The sequence below is a fragment of the Pseudomonas sp. 8O genome, from assembly GCF_902506495.1.
Classification (GTDB): Bacteria; Pseudomonadota; Gammaproteobacteria; order Pseudomonadales; family Pseudomonadaceae; genus Aquipseudomonas; species Aquipseudomonas chaetocerotis.
The window spans coordinates 693,173-712,890 of sequence record NZ_LR733265.1; the positions used below are offsets into that span (position 1 = coordinate 693,173).

Sequence of the window (19,718 nt, forward strand, 5' to 3'; positions counted from 1 at the left end):
GTGGAGACCACCGCCGAAACTATGCAGGCCTTGTGCCCGAGGCAAGGGGGTTGCCGCGCGGAAAATGGTTAGCGCTACAGCGCTGTAATTTGCTGTCGCATTTATGAAAATTTTGCAGGGAAAAGATGGCGAAACGCCGTTATCTGACGATAACGGCGCTGCTTTGTTGCGGAGCGAGGTTCAGGGCATCTGCACTTCGATGACGCCGTCGGCACTGACCGTGACCTGGCTGGTACCGGCTTCGATTTGCGGTGTGGGGGCAGAATCCATCATCGCCATGCCCTTGGCTTCGAAGTTGCGCATGGCCATTGGCGGCTGGAAACCACCGGTGTTGAGGTTCAGGCTGACCAGCTTGTAGCCCTTGCCGCCAAGCGCTTCGGTGGTCAGTTGCGCGCGCGCCTTGAAGGCATTCACGGCGTCTTTGAGCATGGCATCTTCACGGGTCTTGCGGGTGTCGGTGGCGATGCTGAAATCCATGCCGGCCATCTTCATCGATTGCAGCAATTCACCGGTGAGGGTGGACAGGCGGGCGAAGTCAGCGCTTTCCAGACGCACCTCGGCGCGCTCGCGCCAGGCGGTGATCTTCTGGCCCTTGTCGTCATACACCGGGTAGCTGTTGCGGCTGCCGAGTTTGACTGCCACGCCCTTGACCTGGCGGACCTGCTCCAGCGTCTTGTTGAGGGTAGTGGTGATCTCGGCGGCCAGTTTGGCCGGGTCGCTGTGCTGCGCTTCGGTATAGAGGGTGACGTGCATCAGATCGTGCGCCACTTCCTGATTGACCTCGGCGCGCAGGGCGATCTGGTTGTAACGCGCCTCGGCGGCCAGCAGGCCGGTGCTGGCCAGGCTGGCGGCGGTGAGGGCGAGGGCGGTGGCGATACGGGTCATGGTGCGCATGGTGCGGTTCCTTTTTCGATGGCCTTGTGGCCGTTTAGCGTGAAAGTCGCGTAGCGACGCCCTCATTGATGCCCTTCTCCCTCCGGGAGGCAGCTCCCGCTCCCGGCGGGAGTTCTGCATTCACCACATCCCTGTGGATCAAGGTGGCGCGAAGCGCCGGATGAGGGAGGGCATGCTGCCGGCTTTCATCATTCGGGGCCGCTCGTGGCAAGCCCGTTCCCGAGGTTAGACGAAGGCGAGTCGCGATCCGGGTTAATGCCGTGCAATTTTTTTCATCCTGCCCACCGAGTGGGCTGCGGCGAAGTGTGCGTCCGGTTGCCGCAGCGGCGGAGGGCCGCGCCAAGCTTGGTTATACTCGGCGCAACCAATGGAGTCGCCATGCTCGAACCCGTGCAGTTACTCTCCGCCAGTCGCCAGAACCTCTGGCGGCTGACCCTTATCCGTATTCTGGTGCTGGCCGCTCAGGCAGGCTCGGTCGGTCTCGCCTACAAGTCGGGCATGCTACCGCTACCCTGGCTGCAATTATCGGTCACCCTTGGCGTTTCTCTGCTGTTGTGCCTGGGTACGGCCGTGCGCCTGCGTGGCCCCTGGCCGGTGACCGAGGTCGAGTACGCCGTGCAGCTGGGCTGCGACCTGATCATCCACAGCGTGCTGCTGTATTACTCGGGTGGTTCGACCAACCCCTTCGTTTCCTATTATCTGGTGCCGCTGACCATTGCAGCGGCAACGCTACCCTGGATGTTCACCATCGTCCTGGCCGGCCTGGCGTTGGCCGGTTACACCCTGCTGCTGGTGTGGACCCATCCGCTCGAGCTGCCCGCGGCGCGTGAGAGCCTGCTGGTCTACGGCATGTGGCTGAGCTTTGCCCTGTCTGCTGCGCTGATCACGTTCTTCGTTGCCAAGATGGCCGAGGAGCTGCGCCGCCAGGATGAGCTGCGCGCCGAGCGCCGCGAGGAAAGTCTGCGCGACCAGCAACTGCTGGCTGTGGCCACTCAGGCTGCGGGCGCCGCCCATGAACTGGGTACGCCGCTGGGCACCATGAGCGTGCTGCTCAAGGAGCTGCGTCAGGAGTATCGCGACAAGCCGGCGCTGCAGGATGACCTGGCCCTGCTGCAGGAGCAGGTCAAGCTGTGCAAGTACACCCTGCAGCAACTGGTGCGTGCCGCCGAGAATGATCGGCGCCAGGCGGTGGTGGAGCAGTCCTGTGTCGAATGGCTGGAAACGACCCTCAATCGCTGGCACCTGATGCGTCCTGAGGCCAGCTACCGCTATCAGTGTCTGGGCCGTGGCACGCCGCCGCGCATCATGCCGCCGGCCGATCTCACCCAGGCCCTGCTCAATCTGCTCAACAACGCTGCCGATGCCTGCCCGGACAAACTCGACATTCGCCTGGACTGGGACCACCAGTGGCTGCGCCTGAGCATCCGCGACCATGGTGCAGGTGTGCCGCTGGCCATCGCCGAGCAGCTTGGGCGCCCCTTCTTCACCACCAAGGGCAAGGGCTTCGGCCTGGGACTGTTTCTCAGCCAGGCCAGCGTGACCCGTGCTGGTGGCACGGTTAAGTTGTATAACCATGAAGAAGGCGGCACCCTCACCGAATTGAAGTTGCCGCGAGCCTATGGCGTGGCCTGACAAGGAAAACCCAGCATGAGCGACGAGTCCCTGTTCGAAGGCGAAGAGCAGCCCCATCTGCTATTGGTCGATGACGATCCCACCTTTACCCGCGTGATGGCGCGCGCCATGAGTCGTCGTGGTCTGCGTGTGTCTACCGCCTCCAGCGCCGAAGAAGGCCTGGCCCTGGCCAAGGACGACCTGCCGGATTACGCCGTGGTCGACCTGAAGATGGAGGGCGACTCCGGTCTGGTGCTGCTGCCCAAGTTGCTGGAGCTGGACGCCGAGATGCGTGTGGTGATCCTCACCGGTTATTCGAGCATCGCCACCGCCGTCGAGGCGATCAAGCGTGGTGCGGCCAACTACCTGTGCAAGCCGGCCGATGCCGACGATGTGCTCACCGCACTGCTTTCCGAACACGCCGACCTCGACAGTCTGGTGCCGGAAAACCCGATGTCGGTGGACCGTCTGCAGTGGGAACACATCCAGCGCGTGCTGGCCGAGCATGAAGGCAACATCTCCGCCACTGCCCGTGCCCTGGGCATGCATCGCCGCACCCTGCAGCGCAAGTTGCAGAAGCGCCCGGTTCGCCGCTGATGTGCTGCAGCATATCGGGTGTGCTGCGCGGATCGCGCTTTTCGTAGGAGCGGCTTTAGCCGCGAAGCGTTTGGTTCATGGCCTAATTGCGGCTGAAGCGGAATGCCGCCCAGCCGTCCTGCGCGAGCGGGCATTGGCGGACTTTGCCCATAGCAGATAAATGCTTAGCCAGCTAACATAGGTCGTCAGACAACCTGCTGGTGTCGTCATGCTCGCCGTCGCTGCACAAACCCTTGCCATCACCGCGCCCGTGTTCGCCATGCTGTTTCTCGGCGTGGCGCTCAAGCGCCTGCGCTGGATCGATACGCCCTTCATCGACACTGCTTCGAGCCTGGTGTTTCGCGGCACCATGCCGACCCTGCTGTTTCTCGGTGTGGTCAAGGCTGACCTGGATACGGCCATGCAGCCGCAGTTGCTGAGCTACTTCTTTCTGGCCACTACTGCGTCGTTCTTCGTCGCCTGGGCCTGGGCGATCTGGCGGGTGCCGTTCGAGGATCGTGGCATCTACACCCAGGGCGCCTTCCGTGGCAACAACGGTATCGTCGGTCTGGCGCTGGCGACCAGCATGTACGGCGACTATGGCCTGTCGGTCGGTTCGCTGCTCGCCGCACTGGTGATCCTTTGCTACAACGCGCTTTCGGCGGTGGTTCTGGCCATCTACAGCCCAGGCGTGAAACCCGGCGCCAAGGCCATAGCGCGCAGCATCGTGACCAACCCGATGATCATTGGCGTGCTGCTGGCGGTGCCGATTGCCTACTGGAAAATCCCGCTGCCGCAGTGGTTCCTGACCTCGGCCGAGTACTTCGCGCAGATGACCCTGCCGCTGGCGCTGATCTGCATTGGCGGCACCCTGAGTCTGGCGTCGTTGCGCCGCAGCAGCGGCACGGCCATCGGTTCAGGGATGATGAAGATGGTCTGGCTGCCGCTGCTGAGCACTTCCGGCGCTTGGCTATTGGGCTTTCGCGGAGCGGATCTGGCGATCCTTTTTCTCTACTTCGCCAGCCCGACGGCGGCGGCCAGTTTCGTCATGGCCCGCGCGGTGGGCGCCAACCATGAGCTGGCGGCGGCCATCATTGTCATCACCACCCTGGCGGCGGTGGTCACCACCAATATCGGTCTGCTATTGCTGCAGTGGGGGGGCTGGATCTAGGGGAGGGCGCCGTAGGGTGCGCCGTGCGCACCGATGGCGGTGATGGTTGGTGCGCACAGCACACCCTACGAACGGGTGTTGTTCTGGTACTCGTCGATCACTTCCTGTGCAGCGCGGAAGGCATCGATGCTGGCCGGTACGCCGGCATACACCGCGCAGTGCAGCAGGGTTTCGCGAATTTCCTCGACGGTGCAGCCGTTGTTCAGTGCGCCGCGCACATGGCCTTTGAGTTCCTGCGGGCATTTCAGCGCGGTCAACGCGGCCAGGGTGATCAGGCTGCGGGTCGCACGCGGCAGGCCGCTGCGCGTCCACACGCCGCCCCAGGCATGCTCGTTGACGAAATCCTGCAGTGGCTGGGTGAACTCGGTGGCGTTGCCCAGGGCGCGATCGACGAACGCGTCGCCCATCACCTCACGGCGCACCTGCACGCCACGATCATGGTTGTCGCTCATGCTCACACCTGCTCGCCACGCTGTCTGTGCCAGGCACGCCCGGCGATGATCACCAGGGTGATGGCGGTAAGCGGCAGTGCGTAGCCGATCATCGCGTCACCAAAGGTCTGAGCCAGCGGGCGGCCCGTGCTGAACATCACCAGATAGAGGGTGTAGGCCACGTAGTAGCCAAGGAACAGCAGGCCTTCCCAGCGATTGATGCGATAGCCGCTGAAGAAGATCGGCAGGCAGGCCACGGCCACCGCGATCATTACCGGGAAGTCGAAAGCCAGCGCATTGGCGGCCACTGGAATGGCTGCCGGCGAAACCAGAGAGGCCAGGCCCAGTACGCAGAGCAGGTTGAAGATGTTGCTGCCGACGATATTGCCCACGGCGATGTCGCGCTCGCCCTTGAACGCCGCGATGATCGAGGTGGCCAGCTCCGGCAGTGAGGTGCCGATGGCGATCACGGTCAGGCCGATCACCAGCTCGGACAGGCCCAATGCGCGCGCCAGTTGCACGGCGCCTTCGACCAGGAAGTTGGAACCCACCACCAGCAGCACCAGGCCGGCGATGATCAGGCCGAGGTTGATCGCCCAGGCATAAGGCTTGGGCGCCTCGTCGAGCCCGAATTCCTTGGCGAATTCGTCATCGTCGCCGCCCTTGTCCTTGCGCGCGCCATAGATCAGGAAGCCGGTGTAAGCCAGCACGCTGGCGAACAGCAAAGCGCCATCGAAACGGCTCAGCGCGCCGTCCCAGGCCAGGGCGTAGACCACCAGGCTGGCGCCGATCATGATCGGCACATCGAGGCGAATGAGCTGGCGCGAGACGACCAGCGGTGCGACCAGGGCGGTCACGCCCAGAATCAGCAGAACGTTGGCGATGTTGCTGCCGATCACGTTACCGATGGCCAGGTCGCCGCTGCCGTTGAAGGCCGATTGCACGCTGACCGCCGTTTCCGGCGCACTGGTGCCGAAGGCCACCACGGTCAGGCCGATCACCAGTGGTGGAATGCCGAACTGTGCGGCCAGCTTGGCGGCGCCGCGTACCAATACCTCGGCGCCGGCAACCAGCAGCACCAGGCCGGCGATCAGGTAGACATAGGTCATCAGGGTCATTGCAGGGTAGCTCCGAAAAAAGTGCGGCTAGTGTAGCGATGGCGTTTTTGGCCGCCAGGGGCGGCAGAAAGATTTTGTTGCCAATTGTTCCTCAGTCCAGCGTCTCGACCCTGACCGGCACCACGCCTGCGCGCAGCATGTCGAGGCGCACGGCGGCGGCGCGGGAAACGTCGATGACGCGACCGCGCACGAAGGGGCCGCGGTCGTTGATGCGCAGCACCACGCTGCGCTCGTTGTTCAGGTTGGTGACCCGTACCCGCGTGCCGAAGGGCAGGGTGCGATGAGCAGCGGTCAGCGCGTTCTGATCGAAGCGTTCGCCGCTGGCGGTACGCTGGCCGTGGTGGCGGTCGCCGTAATAGGAGGCCTTGCCGGTTTCGCTGCTGTCTGAGCCGCCGCCTAAGGTGGAGCAGCCGCCGAGCAGGGCGAGCGCTCCGAGCAGTGCACAGGCCTGTAGCCCGAATGTAATCCGGGGTAGCAAAGGTTCCCGGATTGCATCCGGGCTATGCATCGTCATGTTCGTGGTCTCCATGAAAAACGCCGGGCGAGCCCGGCGTCATTGCAGCTAGCGTAAGCGAGCCGGCCTGGCTCAGCCTTCGAGCTTCTTCTTCAGCAGTTCGTTCACTTGCCCCGGGTTGGCCTTGCCCTTGGAGGCCTTCATGGCCTGGCCGACGAAGAAGCCGAACATCTTGCCGCGCTTGGCTTCGTCGCTGGCGCGGTATTGCTCGACCTGCTCAGCGTTGGCAGCCAGCACTTCATCGAGCATGGCTTCGATGGCGCCGGAATCGGTGACCTGTTTGAGGCCCTTCTTCTCGATGATCTCGTCAGCGCTAGCGCCTTCACCGGCAGCCAGGGCCTCGAAGACCATCTTGGCGATCTTGCCGCTGATGGTGTTGTCCTTGATGCGCAGGATCAGGCTGCCCAGTTGCTCGGCGGACACTGGCGACTGCTCGATCTCCAGGCCTTCCTTGTTGAGCAGGCTGGACAGCTCGCCCATCACCCAGTTGGCCGACAGCTTGGCATCGCCGCAGGTCTTCTCGACCACTTCGAAGTAGTCGGCCAGCTCGCGGCTGGCACTCAGCACGCTGGCGTCGTAGGTGGACAGGCCGAACTGGCTCTCGAAGCGCTCGCGTTTCTGCGGCGGCAGTTCGGGCAGGCCAGTGCGCAGTTCGTCGAGGAAGCTGCGTTCGATCACCACCGGCAGCAGGTCCGGGCAGGGGAAGTAACGGTAGTCGTTGGCTTCTTCCTTGCTGCGCATGGAGCGGGTCTGATCCTTGTTCGGATCGTACAGGCGGGTTTCCTGCACCACCTTGCCGCCGTCCTCGATCAGCTCGATCTGACGCTGCACTTCGTGATTGATGGCCTTTTCGATGAAGCGGAAGGAGTTGACGTTCTTGATCTCGGCGCGGGTGCCGAATTCCGCCTGACCGACTGGGCGCACGGAGACGTTGCAGTCGCAGCGCAGCGAGCCTTCGGCCATGTTGCCGTCGCAGATGCCGAGGTAACGCACCAGCGCATGGATCGCCTTCACGTAGGCCACGGCTTCCTTGGCCGAACGAATGTCCGGTTCGGAGACGATCTCCAGCAGCGGTGTGCCGGCGCGGTTCAGGTCGATGCCGCTCATGCCGTGGAAGTCTTCGTGCAGGCTCTTGCCGGCGTCTTCTTCCAGGTGCGCGCGGGTAATGCCGATGCGCTTGACGGTGCCGTCTTCCAGGGTGATGTCGAGGAAGCCCTTGCCAACGATGGGTTGGTCCATCTGGCTGGTCTGGTAGCCCTTGGGCAAGTCCGGGTAAAAGTAGTTCTTGCGCGCGAAGACGTTACGTTCGGCGATCTCGGCGTCGATGGCCAGGCCGAACTGGCAGGCCATGCGCACAGCTTCGGCGTTCAGTACCGGCAGGGTGCCGGGCATGCCGAGGTCGACCAGGCTGGCCTGGGTGTTGGGCTCGGCGCCAAAGGTGGTGGCGCTGGCCGAGAAAATCTTCGATTGGGTGCTGAGCTGAGCATGAATCTCGAGCCCGATCACGGTTTCCCATTGCATGTTCAATATCCCTCAAATGTTTTGCGGTCTGCCCCCTCTCCCGCTTACGGGAGAGGGTTGGGGAGAGGGTGGCGGGCCATACCCTTTCCCCCGGCCCCTCTCCCACTCGTCATGAACGAGAAGGGAAGAGGGGAGGGCTGTCTCAGAATCCTGCGGGCGTCGCTTTATGCCAGTCGCTGACCTGTTGGTACTGGTGCGCGACATTCAGCAGACGACCTTCCTGGAAGTAGTTGCCGAGCAACTGCAAGCCCACCGGCAGACCATCGACGAAACCGGCCGGCATCGACAGGCCGGGGATGCCGGCCAGGTTGGCGGTGATGGTGTAGATGTCTTCCAGGTAGGCAGACACCGGGTCTGCGTTCTTCTCGCCGAGTTTCCAGGCCAGGTTCGGCGTGGTCGGACCGAGGATCACGTCGACGTCCTTGAAGGCTGCGACGAAGTCGTTCTTGATCAGTCGGCGAATCTGCTGGGCCTTGATGTAGTAGGCGTCGTAGTAGCCGGCGGACAGCGCGTAGGTGCCGACCATGATGCGCCGTTTGACCTCGGCACCGAAGCCTTCACCGCGCGAGCGCTTGTACAGATCCTGCAGGTCTTTCGGGTTCTCGCAGCGGTAGCCGAAGCGTACGCCGTCGAAACGCGACAGGTTGGAGCTGGCCTCGGCCGGCGCGATCACGTAGTAGGCGGGGATCGCGTGCTGCATGTTCGGCAGGCTGATGTCCTTGACGGTGGCGCCGAGCTTTTTCAGCTCTTCGACCACGGCCATCACCTTCTCGCCGATACGCGCGTCCAGACCTGCACCGAAGTATTCCTTCGGCAGGCCGATACGCAGGCCTGCCAGTGGCTGGGCGAGGGAGGCCAGGTAGTCATCGACCGGCTGGTCGACACTGGTGGAATCCTTGCTGTCGAAACCGGCCATGGCGCCGAGCAGCAGGGCGCAGTCCTCGGCGGTACGGGCCAGCGGGCCGCCCTGATCGAGGCTGGAGGCGTAGGCGATCATGCCCCAGCGCGAGACGCGGCCGTAGGTGGGTTTGATGCCGGTGAGGTTGGTCAGCGCAGCCGGCTGGCGGATCGAGCCGCCGGTATCGGTGCCGGTGGCAGCCGGCAGCAGGCGTGCGGCTACGGCGGCAGCCGAGCCGCCCGAAGAACCGCCCGGTACGCGGCTGGTGTCCCAAGGGTTCTTCACCGGGCCGTAGTGGCTGGATTCGTTGGCCGAGCCCATGGCGAATTCGTCCATGTTCAGCTTGCCCAGGGTGACGGTGCCGGCGGCCTTGAGTTTCTCCACCACGGTGGCGTCATAGGGCGCCTTGAAACCGGTGAGGATCTTCGAGCCACAGGACGTCAGCACGCCGTTGGTGCAGAACAGGTCCTTGTGGGCGATCGGTGCGCCGAGCAGCGGGCTGTTTTCGCCGGCAGCGCGACGGGCGTCGGCGGCTTTGGCTTGTTCCAGCGCAAGGTCTTCGGTGACGGTGATGAAGCTGTTGAGCTGCGGGTCGAGCTGCGCGATACGCGCCAGCAGGCTACGGCTCAGTTCTTCGGCAGAGAATTGCTTGTCGGCGAGGCCACGGGCGATCTCGGCCAGGGTCAATTGATGCATGTCGAGCCCTTTCCTTTATTCGATGACTTTCGGCACGAGGTACAGGCCGTTTTCCACGGCCGGGGCGATGGCCTGGTAGGCGTCGCGCTGGTTGCTCTCGTTGACCACGTCGGCACGCAGGCGCTGGGTGGCTTCCAGCGGGTGGGCCAGGGGTTCGATACCCTGGGTGTCGACGGCCTGCATCTGGTCGATCAGGCCGAGAATGCTGTTCAGGGTCTCGGTGGTTTGCGGAATATCGCCTTCATTCAGACCCAAGCGGGCCAGGTGGGCGATTTTTTCCACCTCGGAGCGTTCAAGCGCCATCGGGGGTTCTCCAGTGGAAGTGTGACAGAGGGGCATCAGTGAGCGGCTGCAGGGAACGTATGTCGCGAGCCAGCGGTCAAAGGCCGCGATGTGCAGCTACAAGGCCCGGAAAAACAGGCAATCTACCATATTGCCGCCTTGCTCAAAATCCCTGCCGTTGTTAGAGTTTGCCGCACTTTTTACCTGCGCGTTTTCCGCGCCTGGCCTTCACCCACGCGTTGCCTAGGGTCCCTTCCTAATGTTCAAGAAACTGCGTGGCATGTTTTCCAGCGATCTGTCGATCGACCTGGGCACTGCCAATACCCTTATTTATGTGCGCGAGCGCGGTATCGTCCTGAATGAGCCGTCCGTGGTCGCCATCCGTACCCATGGCAACCAGAAGAGCGTCGTGGCTGTCGGCACCGAGGCCAAGCGCATGCTCGGCCGGACGCCCGGCAACATCTCCGCGATTCGCCCGATGAAAGACGGCGTGATCGCCGACTTCAGCGTCTGCGAGAAGATGCTGCAGTACTTCATCAACAAGGTTCACGAGAACAGCTTCCTGCAGCCTTCGCCGCGCGTGCTGATCTGCGTGCCGTGCAAATCGACCCAGGTCGAGCGTCGCGCTATTCGTGAATCCGCTCTGGGCGCCGGTGCCCGTGAAGTGTTCCTGATCGAAGAGCCGATGGCCGCTGCCATCGGTGCCGGCCTGCCGGTCGAAGAGGCGCGCGGTTCGATGGTCGTCGATATCGGCGGCGGTACCACCGAGATCGCCCTGATTTCCCTGAATGGTGTGGTTTACGCCGAATCCGTCCGTGTCGGCGGCGACCGTTTCGACGAAGCCATCATCACCTACGTGCGCCGCAACTACGGTTCGCTGATCGGTGAAGGCACCGCTGAACGTATCAAGCAGGAAATCGGCACCGCCTATCCGGGCGGCGAGATTCGTGAAGTCGACGTACGCGGCCGTAACCTGGCCGAGGGCGTACCGCGCAGCTTCACCCTGAATTCCAACGAAGTGCTCGAAGCGCTGCAGGAATCTCTGGCGACCATCGTCCAGGCGGTCAAGAGCGCGCTGGAGCAATCGCCGCCCGAGCTGGCCTCGGACATCGCCGAGCGTGGCCTGGTGCTGACCGGTGGTGGTGCACTGCTGCGTGATCTGGACAAGCTGCTGAGCCAGGAAACCGGTCTGCCGGTGATCGTTGCCGAGGACCCGCTGACCTGCGTCGCCCGTGGCGGCGGCAAGGCCCTGGAAATGATGGACCGCCACGCCATGGATCTGCTCTCCACCGAGTAAGGTTCACTCCGCGTGCCTGCCGTGCCGCCTCCGGGCGGCACGCGCATATTCGAGCATTGCAGTACACTCGGCCCAACCTTCGCCTGACCGGTTTGCCTTTCGCATGAATTCGCGCGCTTTCCGCCCCTGTGGCGCACGAGGAGCAGGTCATTAAGCCGCTCTTCGCCAAAGGTCCCTCGCTGGGCATTCGTCTGTTGGTATTTGCCGTACTGTCGGCGGTGCTGATGGTGGTCGATGCCCGCTTCGAGACCCTGAAGCCGATGCGCAGCCAGATGGGGCTGGTGCTCACGCCCTTCTATTGGCTAGCCGATGTGCCCGTTCGCGTCTGGGATGGGGCGACTCAGCAGATTTCCTCGCGCAGCGAGCTGATGGCCGAGAACGAGAAGCTCAAGGCCGAGGCTCTGCTGCTGCAGCGTCGCCTGCAAAAGCTGGCAGCGCTGACCGAGCAGAACGTGCGTCTGCGCGAACTGCTCAACTCCGCCGCGCTGGTGGACGAGGAGGTGCTGGTCGGCGAGCTGATCGGCGTCGATCCCAACCCCTATACCCACCGCATCCTCATCGACAAGGGCGAGAAGGACGGCGTGTTCCTCGGTCAGCCGGTGCTTGATGCGCGAGGTCTGATGGGCCAGGTGGTCGAGATCATGCCCTACACCTCGCGCGTGCTGTTGCTTACCGACAACACCCACAGCATCCCGGTGCAGGTCAATCGTAACGGTCTGCGTGCCATCGCCGTTGGCACTGGCAACCCGGAGCGCCTGGAGTTGCGCCACGTTGCCGACACCGCTGATATCAAGGAGGGCGATCTGCTGGTCAGCTCCGGCATGGGCCAGCGCTTCCCGGCCGGTTACCCGGTGGCCACGGTCAAGGAAGTGATTCACGACTCTGGCCAACCCTTCGCCATCGTCCGCGCCGTACCCACTGCCGCACTCAATCGCAGCCGTTACCTGCTGCTGGTGTTCTCCGACCGGCGCACTCCCGAGCAGCGTGCCAACGATTCCGCCGAGGCCCAGGAAGCTGCCGACCGCGAAGCCGAGCAGGCACGCAATGGCGAGCAGGTGCCGGCGCAGAGCGACGCATCGGCCGAAGACGCCCCAGCACAGGAGGCAAACTGATGGCTGGCGTACTGCCCCGTAATGGCTGGGTGATCTGGCTGAGCCTGGCGCTCGGGTTGTTGCTCAGCGTGTCGCCGCTCCCCGAGTTCATGCAGATCGGCCGCCCGCTTTGGGTCGCATTGATCCTTACCTACTGGGTGCTGGCCCTGCCGCATCGCGTCGGCATGACCACCGCCTGGATTCTTGGCCTGGCGCAGGACGTACTGTTCGGTACGCTGCTCGGGCAGAACGCCTTGATTCTCACCCTGATCACCTTTCTGGTGCTGAGCCTGCATCAGCGCCTGCGCATGTTCCCCATGTGGCAACAGAGCATGGTGCTGATGGTGGTGTTCGGTCTTGCCCAGCTGGTTCAGCTGTGGCTCAACGCCCTGACCGGTAGCCGTCCGCCAACCCTGGCCTTTGTCCTGCCGGCACTGGTCAGCGCTCTGCTGTGGCCCTGGATCTGCGCCATCCTGCGCGGTCTGCACCTGCGCCTCAACGTCAACTGAACGCGGCCTGCCGCACGGCTGGCCGCGGTTCGCCAAGGGAGATACCCGTATGGCCGAGCTGTTTCTGGCCTCCGCCTCGCCCCGTCGCCGTGAATTGCTGGCCCAGATCGCTGTGCCTTGCGTCACGCAAATCGCCTCGATAGATGAAAATCCATTGCCAGCCGAACCGGCGGCAGCCTATGTAGAACGCCTGGCGCGTGAAAAAGCGCGCGCCGGTCTGCTCGCCTTGGGCGGGCGTGAAGATGCCGTGGTGTTGGGCGCCGATACCGCTGTGGTGCTCGATGGACGTATTCTTGGCAAACCGGCGGACTTCGCCGAGTCACGCGCGATGCTTCAGGCCCTGTCGGGGCGCAGTCATCAGGTGCTGACGGCTGTGGCGTTGGTCGGTGATGGCCGCGAGGCGGCGCGAGTGGTCAGCAGCGAAGTGAGCTTTCGTCCCATCGGCGAGGCGGAAATCGAAGCGTACTGGGCCAGCGGCGAACCCTGCGACAAGGCGGGCAGTTATGGTATCCAGGGGTTGGCAGCCGTGTTCGTCAGCCAATTGCAGGGCAGCTATTCGGCAGTGGTCGGTCTGCCGCTGTGCGAAACTGCCGAGTTGCTTGGCGAGTTCGGTATCGCCTGCTGGCAGTTGCCGGCGAAAGGGCCGCGCTAAGAACCCTGGCGGTGGCAGCATAGGTAGTTTTTTGGCGTGCCCGAAAGCTTGAGTCCGCGGGGCGGTGCAGTAGCCCGGCCGGCATGATCACCAGGATGGATGCATGAGCGAAGAGATTCTGATCAATATCACGCCGATGGAGTCGCGCGTGGCGGTGGTGGAAAACGGCGTGCTGCAGGAAGTGCACGTCGAGCGCACGCAGAAGCGCGGCATCGTCGGCAACATCTACAAGGGCAAGGTGGTGCGCGTACTACCTGGCATGCAGGCGGCTTTCGTCGATATCGGCCTGGAGCGTGCGGCCTTCATTCATGCTTCCGAGATTTCCACCCGCGAGGGGACTGCGGTGGAGCCGATCAGCGCGCTGGTCCACGAAGGGCAGAGCCTGGTGGTGCAAGTCACCAAGGACCCCATCGGCAGCAAGGGGGCGCGTCTGACCACTCAGTTGTCGATCCCTTCGCGCTATCTGGTGTACATGCCACGCACCAGTCATGTCGGTATTTCCCTGAAGATCGAAGACGAAGCAGAGCGCGAGCGCCTCAAGCAGGTGGTCGCCGATTGCGTCGCCGCCGAGGGTATCGAGGAAGCCGGTGGCTTCATCCTGCGTACCGCTGCCGAAGGGGCCGGGGCTGATGAAATTCTGATCGACATCCGCTACCTGCGCCGCCTCTGGGATCAGATCGGTGCGCAGATCCAGAACTGCAAGGCACCCACGGTGATCTACGAGGATCTGTCCCTGGCGCTGCGTACCCTGCGAGACCTGGTCAGCCCGCGGACCGAGAAGATCCGTGTGGATTCGCGGGAAACCTTCCAGAAAATTACCCAGTTCGTCGCCGAATTGATGCCGGAGATTGCCGATCGTCTCGAGCACTACCCTGGCGAGCGGCCGATCTTCGACCTGTACGGTGTCGAGGACGAAATCCAGCGCGCACTGGAACGCAAGGTGCCGCTGAAGTCCGGCGGCTACCTGGTGGTCGACCCCGCCGAAGCGATGAGCACCATCGACGTCAACACCGGCGCCTTCGTTGGCCATCGCACCCTCGAAGAAACCATCTTCAAGACCAATCTCGAGGCGGCCACGGCCATCGCCCGTCAGCTGCGTCTGCGCAACCTGGGCGGCATCATCATCATCGACTTCATCGACATGGAGGACGAGGAGCATCAGCGCCAGGTGCTGCGTACCCTGGAGAAGCAGCTCGAGCGTGATCATGCCAAGACCAACATCATCGGCATCACTGAGCTCGGCCTGGTGCAGATGACCCGCAAGCGTACCCGCGAAAGTCTCGAACAGATCCTCTGCGAGCCCTGCAGCGCCTGTCAGGGGCGCGGCAAGTTGAAGACGCCGGAAACCATCTGCTACGAGATCTTCCGCGAGATTCTGCGCGAGGCCCGCGCCTACCAGGCGGAAAGCTATCGCGTGCTGGCCAATCAGAAGGTGGTCGATCGCCTGCTCGATGAAGAGTCAGGCAACGTCGCCGATCTGGAAGCCTTCATCGGACGTACCATCAAGTTCCAGGTGGAAACCATGTATTCCCAGGAACAGTACGACGTGGTGCTGCTCTGAGCGCGCCAGCTGTCGAGGTGAACGCCCTGGCGCGCCTGTTTTCGGCGTTGCTGCGCTGGGGCCTGGGTCTTTGCGCCGCCTTGCTGGTGCTGGCTGCGCTTTACGTCAGCCTGGGCCGTGAGCTGGTGCCGCTGGTGGCCGAATACCGGCTCGAACTGGAAGATCGCGCCACGGCGCAGCTGGGAGTACCGGTACGAATCGGTCGCCTCGAAGGTCATTGGCAGGGTTTTGCCCCGGTGCTGGTGGCGCATGACGTGCACCTGGGTGACGAAGAGCAAGGCCTGAGCCTGGAGCGTGTGCAACTGGTGCCGGATGTGGGCGCTAGCCTGCTGGCACGCCAGCCGCGCATCGCCCACCTGCAATTCGACGGCCTGCAATTGAACGTGCAGCAGAACGCTGAAGGTGGCTGGCAGTTGCAAGGATTGCCACAGCGCAGCGGCCCCGAGCTGAATGTCGAGCAGTTACTGGAGCAGTTGCAGATCGTGCACCGCATCAGTCTGCTCGACAGTCGTGTGGTGCTGCAGCCGCTCGATCAGGAGCCGCTGCTGCTCAGCTACGTCAACCTGAGCCTGCGTTACGGCAGCAACAGTCAGCGCCTCGACGGCCGCCTGCTGCTGCCTGATGGTCAGCCTGTGGCGCTGCGGCTGCGCACGCGCATGCAGCCCAAGACCTGGCGCGAGGCACAGTCCGAGCTCTATCTGAGCCTGCCGCAGAGCGACTGGGCCACCTGGTTGCCCAAATCGCTGCTTGGCGACTGGCAGGTGCAGCGCTTGCAGGCCGGCGGTGAGCTGTGGCTGGAGGGCCGTGGCCTGGCCTTGGACAAAGGCGCCTTGCGTCTGCATGCCCCCGAGCTGGCCGGCGGCCAGGCCAAGCATGAGGCGGTGACGCTCAAGGACCTGGCCTTCAACGCCTTCTTCACGCAAGACAAGCAGGGCGTGCGGGCGCAGATCGACTCCCTGGCCTTGACCCATGGTGAGCAGCGCATCGGCGAGCTGCACCTGAACCTGAAACAGCAGGATACGGGCGAAGCCGACGAGCGCTGGGCGCTGACGGCTGATCGGCTTGATCTCGCTGCCTGGTTTCCGTTGGTTCACGCGCTGGTGCCGATGCCCGATGCAGCGCGCGATGTGCTGGTAGCGCTGGCTCCGGTGGGTGCTGTCAACAACCTGTTGCTCGACTACTACCCGCAGCGTGAAGGCGCCGAGCGCCTGCAGTTCGCCGCGAACCTGGACAAGGTGGGCATTCAGGCCTATCACGGTGCGCCGGCGGCCGAGAACGTCAGTGGCAGTGCCTCGGGCAATATGTTCCGGGGCGAACTGCGCCTGAACAGCGAGAATTTCGCCCTGCATCTGGATCAACTGTTCCCCGAACCCTGGCGATATCGCCATGCCCAGGCGCGGTTGAGCTGGGACTGGAGTGAAACCGGCCTGACTCTGTATAGCCCCTATATGCGCGTGGATGGCGAGGAAGGGCAGGTCGCCGGTGACATGCTCATCCGCCTGTTGCGCGATCCCGAGGCTGAAGACTACATGGACCTGCGTGTCGGCATGCGCGACGGCGATGCGGCCTACACCGAGAAGTACCTGCCGAGCCGCGCGCCGGGCATGAGCGCTGAGCTCGATCATTGGTTGAAGACGGCGATCCGCGCGGGGCACGTCGAAGAGGGTTACTTCCAGTATCAGGGTTCGCTGAACAAGGGCGCACCATTGGGCGCGCGCAGCCTCAGCCTGTTCTTCAAGGTCAAGGATGCCGAGCTGGCGTTCCAGCCCGGCTGGCCGTCGCTGCGTGAGGGTGTGGGCGAGGTGCTGATCGAGGATGATGCAGTGCGCGTGCGCCTGCAGAGCGGGCGTTTGCTGGAGAGTCAGGTCAATGACGTCACAGCCAATATCCCCTTGCGGCATGACGGCAAGCCACCGCGCCTGGAGCTCGATGGCGAGGTGCAGAGCAGCCTGAGTGACGCCATCAAGCTGCTGCAGGAAGCGCCTCTGGGCACAGCGGGGATCTTTGCCGGTTGGCAAGGTGAAGGGCCTCTGGCCGGGCGTCTGAAGCTGGATATTCCGTTGCAGAAGGGGCAGCCGCCCGGTGTGGTGGTGGACTTCGCCACCGAGGGCGCGAGCCTCAAGCTGGCCAATCCCGCCTTGCAACTGAGCAAGGTGCAGGGTGCGTTTCGCTTCGATAGCGCAGCCGGGTTGAGCGCGCCGGACGTTCGCGCCGAGGTCCTCGGGCGTCAGGTGCGCGGCACTATCCGCGCCGAGGGCGCGCGTGGGCAGGCGCGTACGTTGTTCGATCTGCGTGGACAGGTCCAGGTCGATACCCTCAGCCAGTGGCTGGGCGGGCCGCAGAAGTTGCCGGCCAGCGGACTGCTGCCTTATCGACTGCGCCTGACCCTGGATGGCGATGACAGCAAGCTGCGCGTTGATTCCAATCTGCGCGGTGTGGCGATCAATCTGCCTGCGCCCTTCGGCAAGACGGCGCAGCAGGAGCGTGATGCCGACTGGCGCATGACCCTTTCCGGGCGCGAGCGTCGTTACTGGGCGAACTATGGCGAGCTGGCCAGCCTGAGTCTGGCCGCGCCCCCGGGGGCGCTGGCTGACGGACGCGGTGAGGTGGTGCTCGGTGGCGGTGCGGCCGGCCTGCCTCCCGGTCAGGGTTTACGTGTGCGTGGGCATCTGGATGAGCTGGACCTGGATGCCTGGAAGCAGCTCGGCACCCAACATCCGGTGAAGGTGGATGCTGACAGCCAGCGCCTGTTTCGCAGCGCGCGGCTGGATATCGGGCGGTTCCGTGGTTTTGGTCAAGAGATCGAGCAGCTGACGCTTGGTCTGGCACGAGAGGGGCGGTACTGGGCCTTGCAACTCGACAGCGAGTTGGCAGCCGGGCGTGTGCTGCTGGCCGATGCCGAGGGTGTGCCTATTCGTATCGATCTGCAGCACGTGCGGTTGCCGGCGCCAGATCCTGAGGCGACGAAAGTCAGCGATGCGCCCGATCCTCTGGCCGATATCGACCCTCGGCAGATTCCGGCGCTGGATATCGCCATTGAGCGCGTGCAGCGCGGTGACAAGGTGCTGGGCGCCTGGTCGCTCAAGGTCAGGCCCGAAGCACAGGGTGTTCGCTTCGAGGAGCTCGACCTCGACCTGCAGGGGCTGAAGATTGGGGGCAGCGCCGGTTGGCGTGGTACGCCGGGCAACACCAGCAGTTGGTACAAGGGGCGCCTGCAGGGCGAAGAGCTGAGCAAGGTGTTGCTGGCCTGGAACTTCGCCCCGAGCGTCACCAGTGAGAGTTTCCGTGTGGACGCCGACGGCAGCTGGCCCGGTTCGCCGGCCTGGTTCTCGCTCAAGCGCTTCTCCGGCAATCTCGACGCCTCGCTGCGTAAAGGTCAGTTCGTCGAAGTGCAGGGCTCGGCCCAGGCGCTGCGCGTGTTCGGCCTGCTCAACTTCAACTCCATTGGTCGCCGCCTACGTCTGGACTTCTCCGACCTGCTGGGCAAGGGGCTGAGTTACGACCGGGTCAAGGGCAACCTGCAGGCGACCAATGGCCTGTTCGTGACGCATGAACCGATCACCCTGAGCGGACCGTCGAGCAATCTGGAACTCAATGGCAATCTCGACATGAACAACGAGCGCATCGACGCCAAGTTGTTGGTGACCCTGCCGGTGACCAACAACCTGCCGCTGGCGGCGCTGATCGTCGGCGCCCCGGCGATTGGCGGGGCGCTGTTTGTCGTGGACAAATTGCTTGGCGACAAGGTCGCCCGCTTCGCCAGTGTGCAGTACGACGTCAAGGGCCCGATGCAGGACCCGCAGATCAGCTTCGACAAGCCCTTCGAAAAACCGCAATGACCTAGTCTCTTGGCGTACGCTGTTAGAGCCTCTTCAAAGTTTCGCGAGCTAGAGCCATGCAAGGCAAAGACAGGCGAGGGCCGGTCGGAGTCGCGTCCGACTTTACGAGTTGTAAATGAGCAGTCCGAGCCTGTTGTTAACGTAGCAGGGCCGACGCGCAGCAGACTTTGAACAGGCTCTAAGACCGAGAACCGATGAGTGCCACTATGAATTTCGCTGTAATCCAGATGGTTAGCCAGGACGACGTGCAAACCAACCTGCGTCTGGCTCGCCGTATGCTGGAACGTGCCGCGCAGGGCGGTGCGCGCCTCGCCGTGCTGCCCGAGAACTTCGCTGCCATGGGCCGTCGCGACCTGGCTGCCATCGGTCGCGCCGAAGCATTGGGCGAGGGGCCGATCCTGCCCTGGTTGAAACGCGCTGCTCGTGACCTCAGTTTATGGATAGTGGCCGGCACTTTGCCGCTGCCTCCGGACGATGATGCCGACGGCAAACCGCACGCCTGCTCACTTCTGATCGATGATCAGGGTGAGCGTGTGGCCCGTTATGACAAGCTGCATCTGTTCGATGTCGACGTGGCCGACAACCGTGGCCGTTATCGCGAGTCCGACGATTTCGCCCATGGCCAGCGCGTCGTGGTGGCCGATACACCCGTGGGGCGCCTGGGGCTGACGGTGTGTTACGACCTGCGCTTCCCTGAGCTGTTCGGTGCGCTGCGCGAAGCTGGCGCCGAGCTGATCAGCGTGCCTGCAGCGTTCACTGCGGTGACCGGTGCCGCGCATTGGCAGGTCTTGACCCGCGCCCGCGCCATCGAAACCCAATGCTATGTACTGGCGGCCGGGCAGGGCGGTGAGCACCCCGGTCAGCGTCTGACGTTCGGCCACTCGGCGATCATCGACCCATGGGGTCAGGTGCTGGTCGAGCAGGATCAGGGTGAAGGGGCCTTGCTGGCTCCCCGCGATGCCGCCGAGCAGGCGAACATTCGCCAACGCATGCCGGTGCAGCAGCACCGCCGAATCTTTTCATCGGACGTACCCCGTCCGATCGTTGTGGAGTGACC

17 protein-coding genes are annotated in these 19,718 nt (G+C 63.7%); 10 read left to right on the top strand and 7 right to left on the bottom strand.

Features of this window, described 5'->3' with window-relative positions; genetic code table 11:
• Nucleotides 1–180 precede the first annotated feature (180 nt).
• On the bottom strand, nt 181–894 hold the full coding sequence (locus tag GV002_RS16650; RefSeq protein WP_160019450.1) for an SIMPL domain-containing protein: 714 nt from the start codon (nt 892–894) through the stop codon (nt 181–183).
• Between the two features lie 378 nt (nt 895–1,272).
• On the opposite strand from GV002_RS16650, the gene GV002_RS16655 reads away from it, so the two are divergent.
• The 3 genes from GV002_RS16655 (at nt 1,273) to GV002_RS16665 (ending at nt 4,252) form a co-directional block, all read left to right on the top strand.
• Nucleotides 1,273–2,526, top strand: a complete 1,254-nt coding sequence (locus GV002_RS16655) for an ATP-binding protein (protein ID WP_074675904.1) — start codon at nt 1,273–1,275, stop codon at nt 2,524–2,526.
• Between the two features lie 15 nt (nt 2,527–2,541).
• Nucleotides 2,542–3,102 (top strand): response regulator transcription factor, encoded by a 561-nt coding sequence (locus GV002_RS16660; protein ID WP_004424835.1) that lies wholly within the window; start codon nt 2,542–2,544, stop codon nt 3,100–3,102.
• A 208-nt stretch (nt 3,103–3,310) separates the two neighbouring features.
• Complete coding sequence (locus GV002_RS16665; protein ID WP_160019451.1) at nt 3,311–4,252, top strand: AEC family transporter; 942 nt, start codon at nt 3,311–3,313, stop codon at nt 4,250–4,252.
• A gap of 65 nt (nt 4,253–4,317) precedes the next feature.
• Here GV002_RS16665 and GV002_RS16670 read toward each other — a convergent pair whose 3' ends face one another.
• The 6 genes from GV002_RS16670 to gatC all read right to left on the bottom strand — a co-directional run bounded on the left by GV002_RS16670 (nt 4,318) and on the right by gatC (nt 9,733).
• Complete coding sequence (locus GV002_RS16670; RefSeq protein ID WP_160019452.1) at nt 4,318–4,704, bottom strand: carboxymuconolactone decarboxylase family protein; 387 nt, start codon at nt 4,702–4,704, stop codon at nt 4,318–4,320.
• A 2-nt stretch (nt 4,705–4,706) separates the two neighbouring features.
• Nucleotides 4,707–5,801 carry a calcium/sodium antiporter gene (locus GV002_RS16675; protein WP_160019453.1) on the bottom strand — a complete coding sequence of 365 codons (1,095 nt, stop codon included), beginning with the start codon at nt 5,799–5,801 and terminating at the stop codon, nt 4,707–4,709.
• A 91-nt stretch (nt 5,802–5,892) separates the two neighbouring features.
• Nucleotides 5,893–6,315, bottom strand: a complete 423-nt coding sequence (locus GV002_RS16680) for a septal ring lytic transglycosylase RlpA family protein (RefSeq protein ID WP_160019454.1) — start codon at nt 6,313–6,315, stop codon at nt 5,893–5,895.
• Nucleotides 6,316–6,387: 72 nt separating this feature from the next.
• Nucleotides 6,388–7,836 carry an Asp-tRNA(Asn)/Glu-tRNA(Gln) amidotransferase subunit GatB gene (gene gatB / locus GV002_RS16685; protein ID WP_160019455.1) on the bottom strand — a complete coding sequence of 483 codons (1,449 nt, stop codon included), beginning with the start codon at nt 7,834–7,836 and terminating at the stop codon, nt 6,388–6,390.
• 142 nt (nt 7,837–7,978) lie between these two features.
• A complete protein-coding gene (gene gatA / locus GV002_RS16690; protein ID WP_160019456.1) occupies nt 7,979–9,430 on the bottom strand; it encodes an Asp-tRNA(Asn)/Glu-tRNA(Gln) amidotransferase subunit GatA in 1,452 nt (483 codons plus the stop codon).
• Nucleotides 9,431–9,445: 15 nt separating this feature from the next.
• A complete protein-coding gene (gene gatC, locus GV002_RS16695; protein ID WP_160019457.1) occupies nt 9,446–9,733 on the bottom strand; it encodes an Asp-tRNA(Asn)/Glu-tRNA(Gln) amidotransferase subunit GatC in 288 nt (95 codons plus the stop codon).
• Between the two features lie 238 nt (nt 9,734–9,971).
• On the opposite strand from gatC, the gene mreB reads away from it, so the two are divergent.
• The 7 genes from mreB to GV002_RS16730 all read left to right on the top strand — a co-directional run bounded on the left by mreB (nt 9,972) and on the right by GV002_RS16730 (nt 19,716).
• Complete coding sequence (gene mreB / locus GV002_RS16700) at nt 9,972–11,009, top strand: rod shape-determining protein MreB (protein ID WP_013714086.1); 1,038 nt, start codon at nt 9,972–9,974, stop codon at nt 11,007–11,009.
• A 185-nt stretch (nt 11,010–11,194) separates the two neighbouring features.
• On the top strand, nt 11,195–12,121 hold the full coding sequence (mreC, locus tag GV002_RS16705; RefSeq protein WP_372241845.1) for a rod shape-determining protein MreC: 927 nt from the start codon (nt 11,195–11,197) through the stop codon (nt 12,119–12,121).
• Entirely contained in the window at nt 12,121–12,609 is a 489-nt protein-coding gene (gene mreD / locus GV002_RS16710) for a rod shape-determining protein MreD (protein ID WP_178094715.1), read from the top strand. The genes mreC and mreD overlap by 1 nt, the downstream gene beginning before the upstream one ends.
• A gap of 49 nt (nt 12,610–12,658) precedes the next feature.
• Nucleotides 12,659–13,261, top strand: a complete 603-nt coding sequence (locus tag GV002_RS16715) for a Maf family protein (protein WP_160019459.1) — start codon at nt 12,659–12,661, stop codon at nt 13,259–13,261.
• 103 nt (nt 13,262–13,364) lie between these two features.
• Nucleotides 13,365–14,822 (top strand): ribonuclease G, encoded by a 1,458-nt coding sequence (gene rng / locus GV002_RS16720; RefSeq protein ID WP_021488057.1) that lies wholly within the window; start codon nt 13,365–13,367, stop codon nt 14,820–14,822.
• Between the two features lie 17 nt (nt 14,823–14,839).
• Nucleotides 14,840–18,661 (top strand): YhdP family protein, encoded by a 3,822-nt coding sequence (locus GV002_RS16725; RefSeq protein ID WP_160019460.1) that lies wholly within the window; start codon nt 14,840–14,842, stop codon nt 18,659–18,661.
• Between the two features lie 206 nt (nt 18,662–18,867).
• Entirely contained in the window at nt 18,868–19,716 is an 849-nt protein-coding gene (locus GV002_RS16730) for a carbon-nitrogen hydrolase family protein (protein ID WP_160019461.1), read from the top strand.
• The last annotated feature ends 2 nt before the right edge of the window (nt 19,717–19,718 follow it).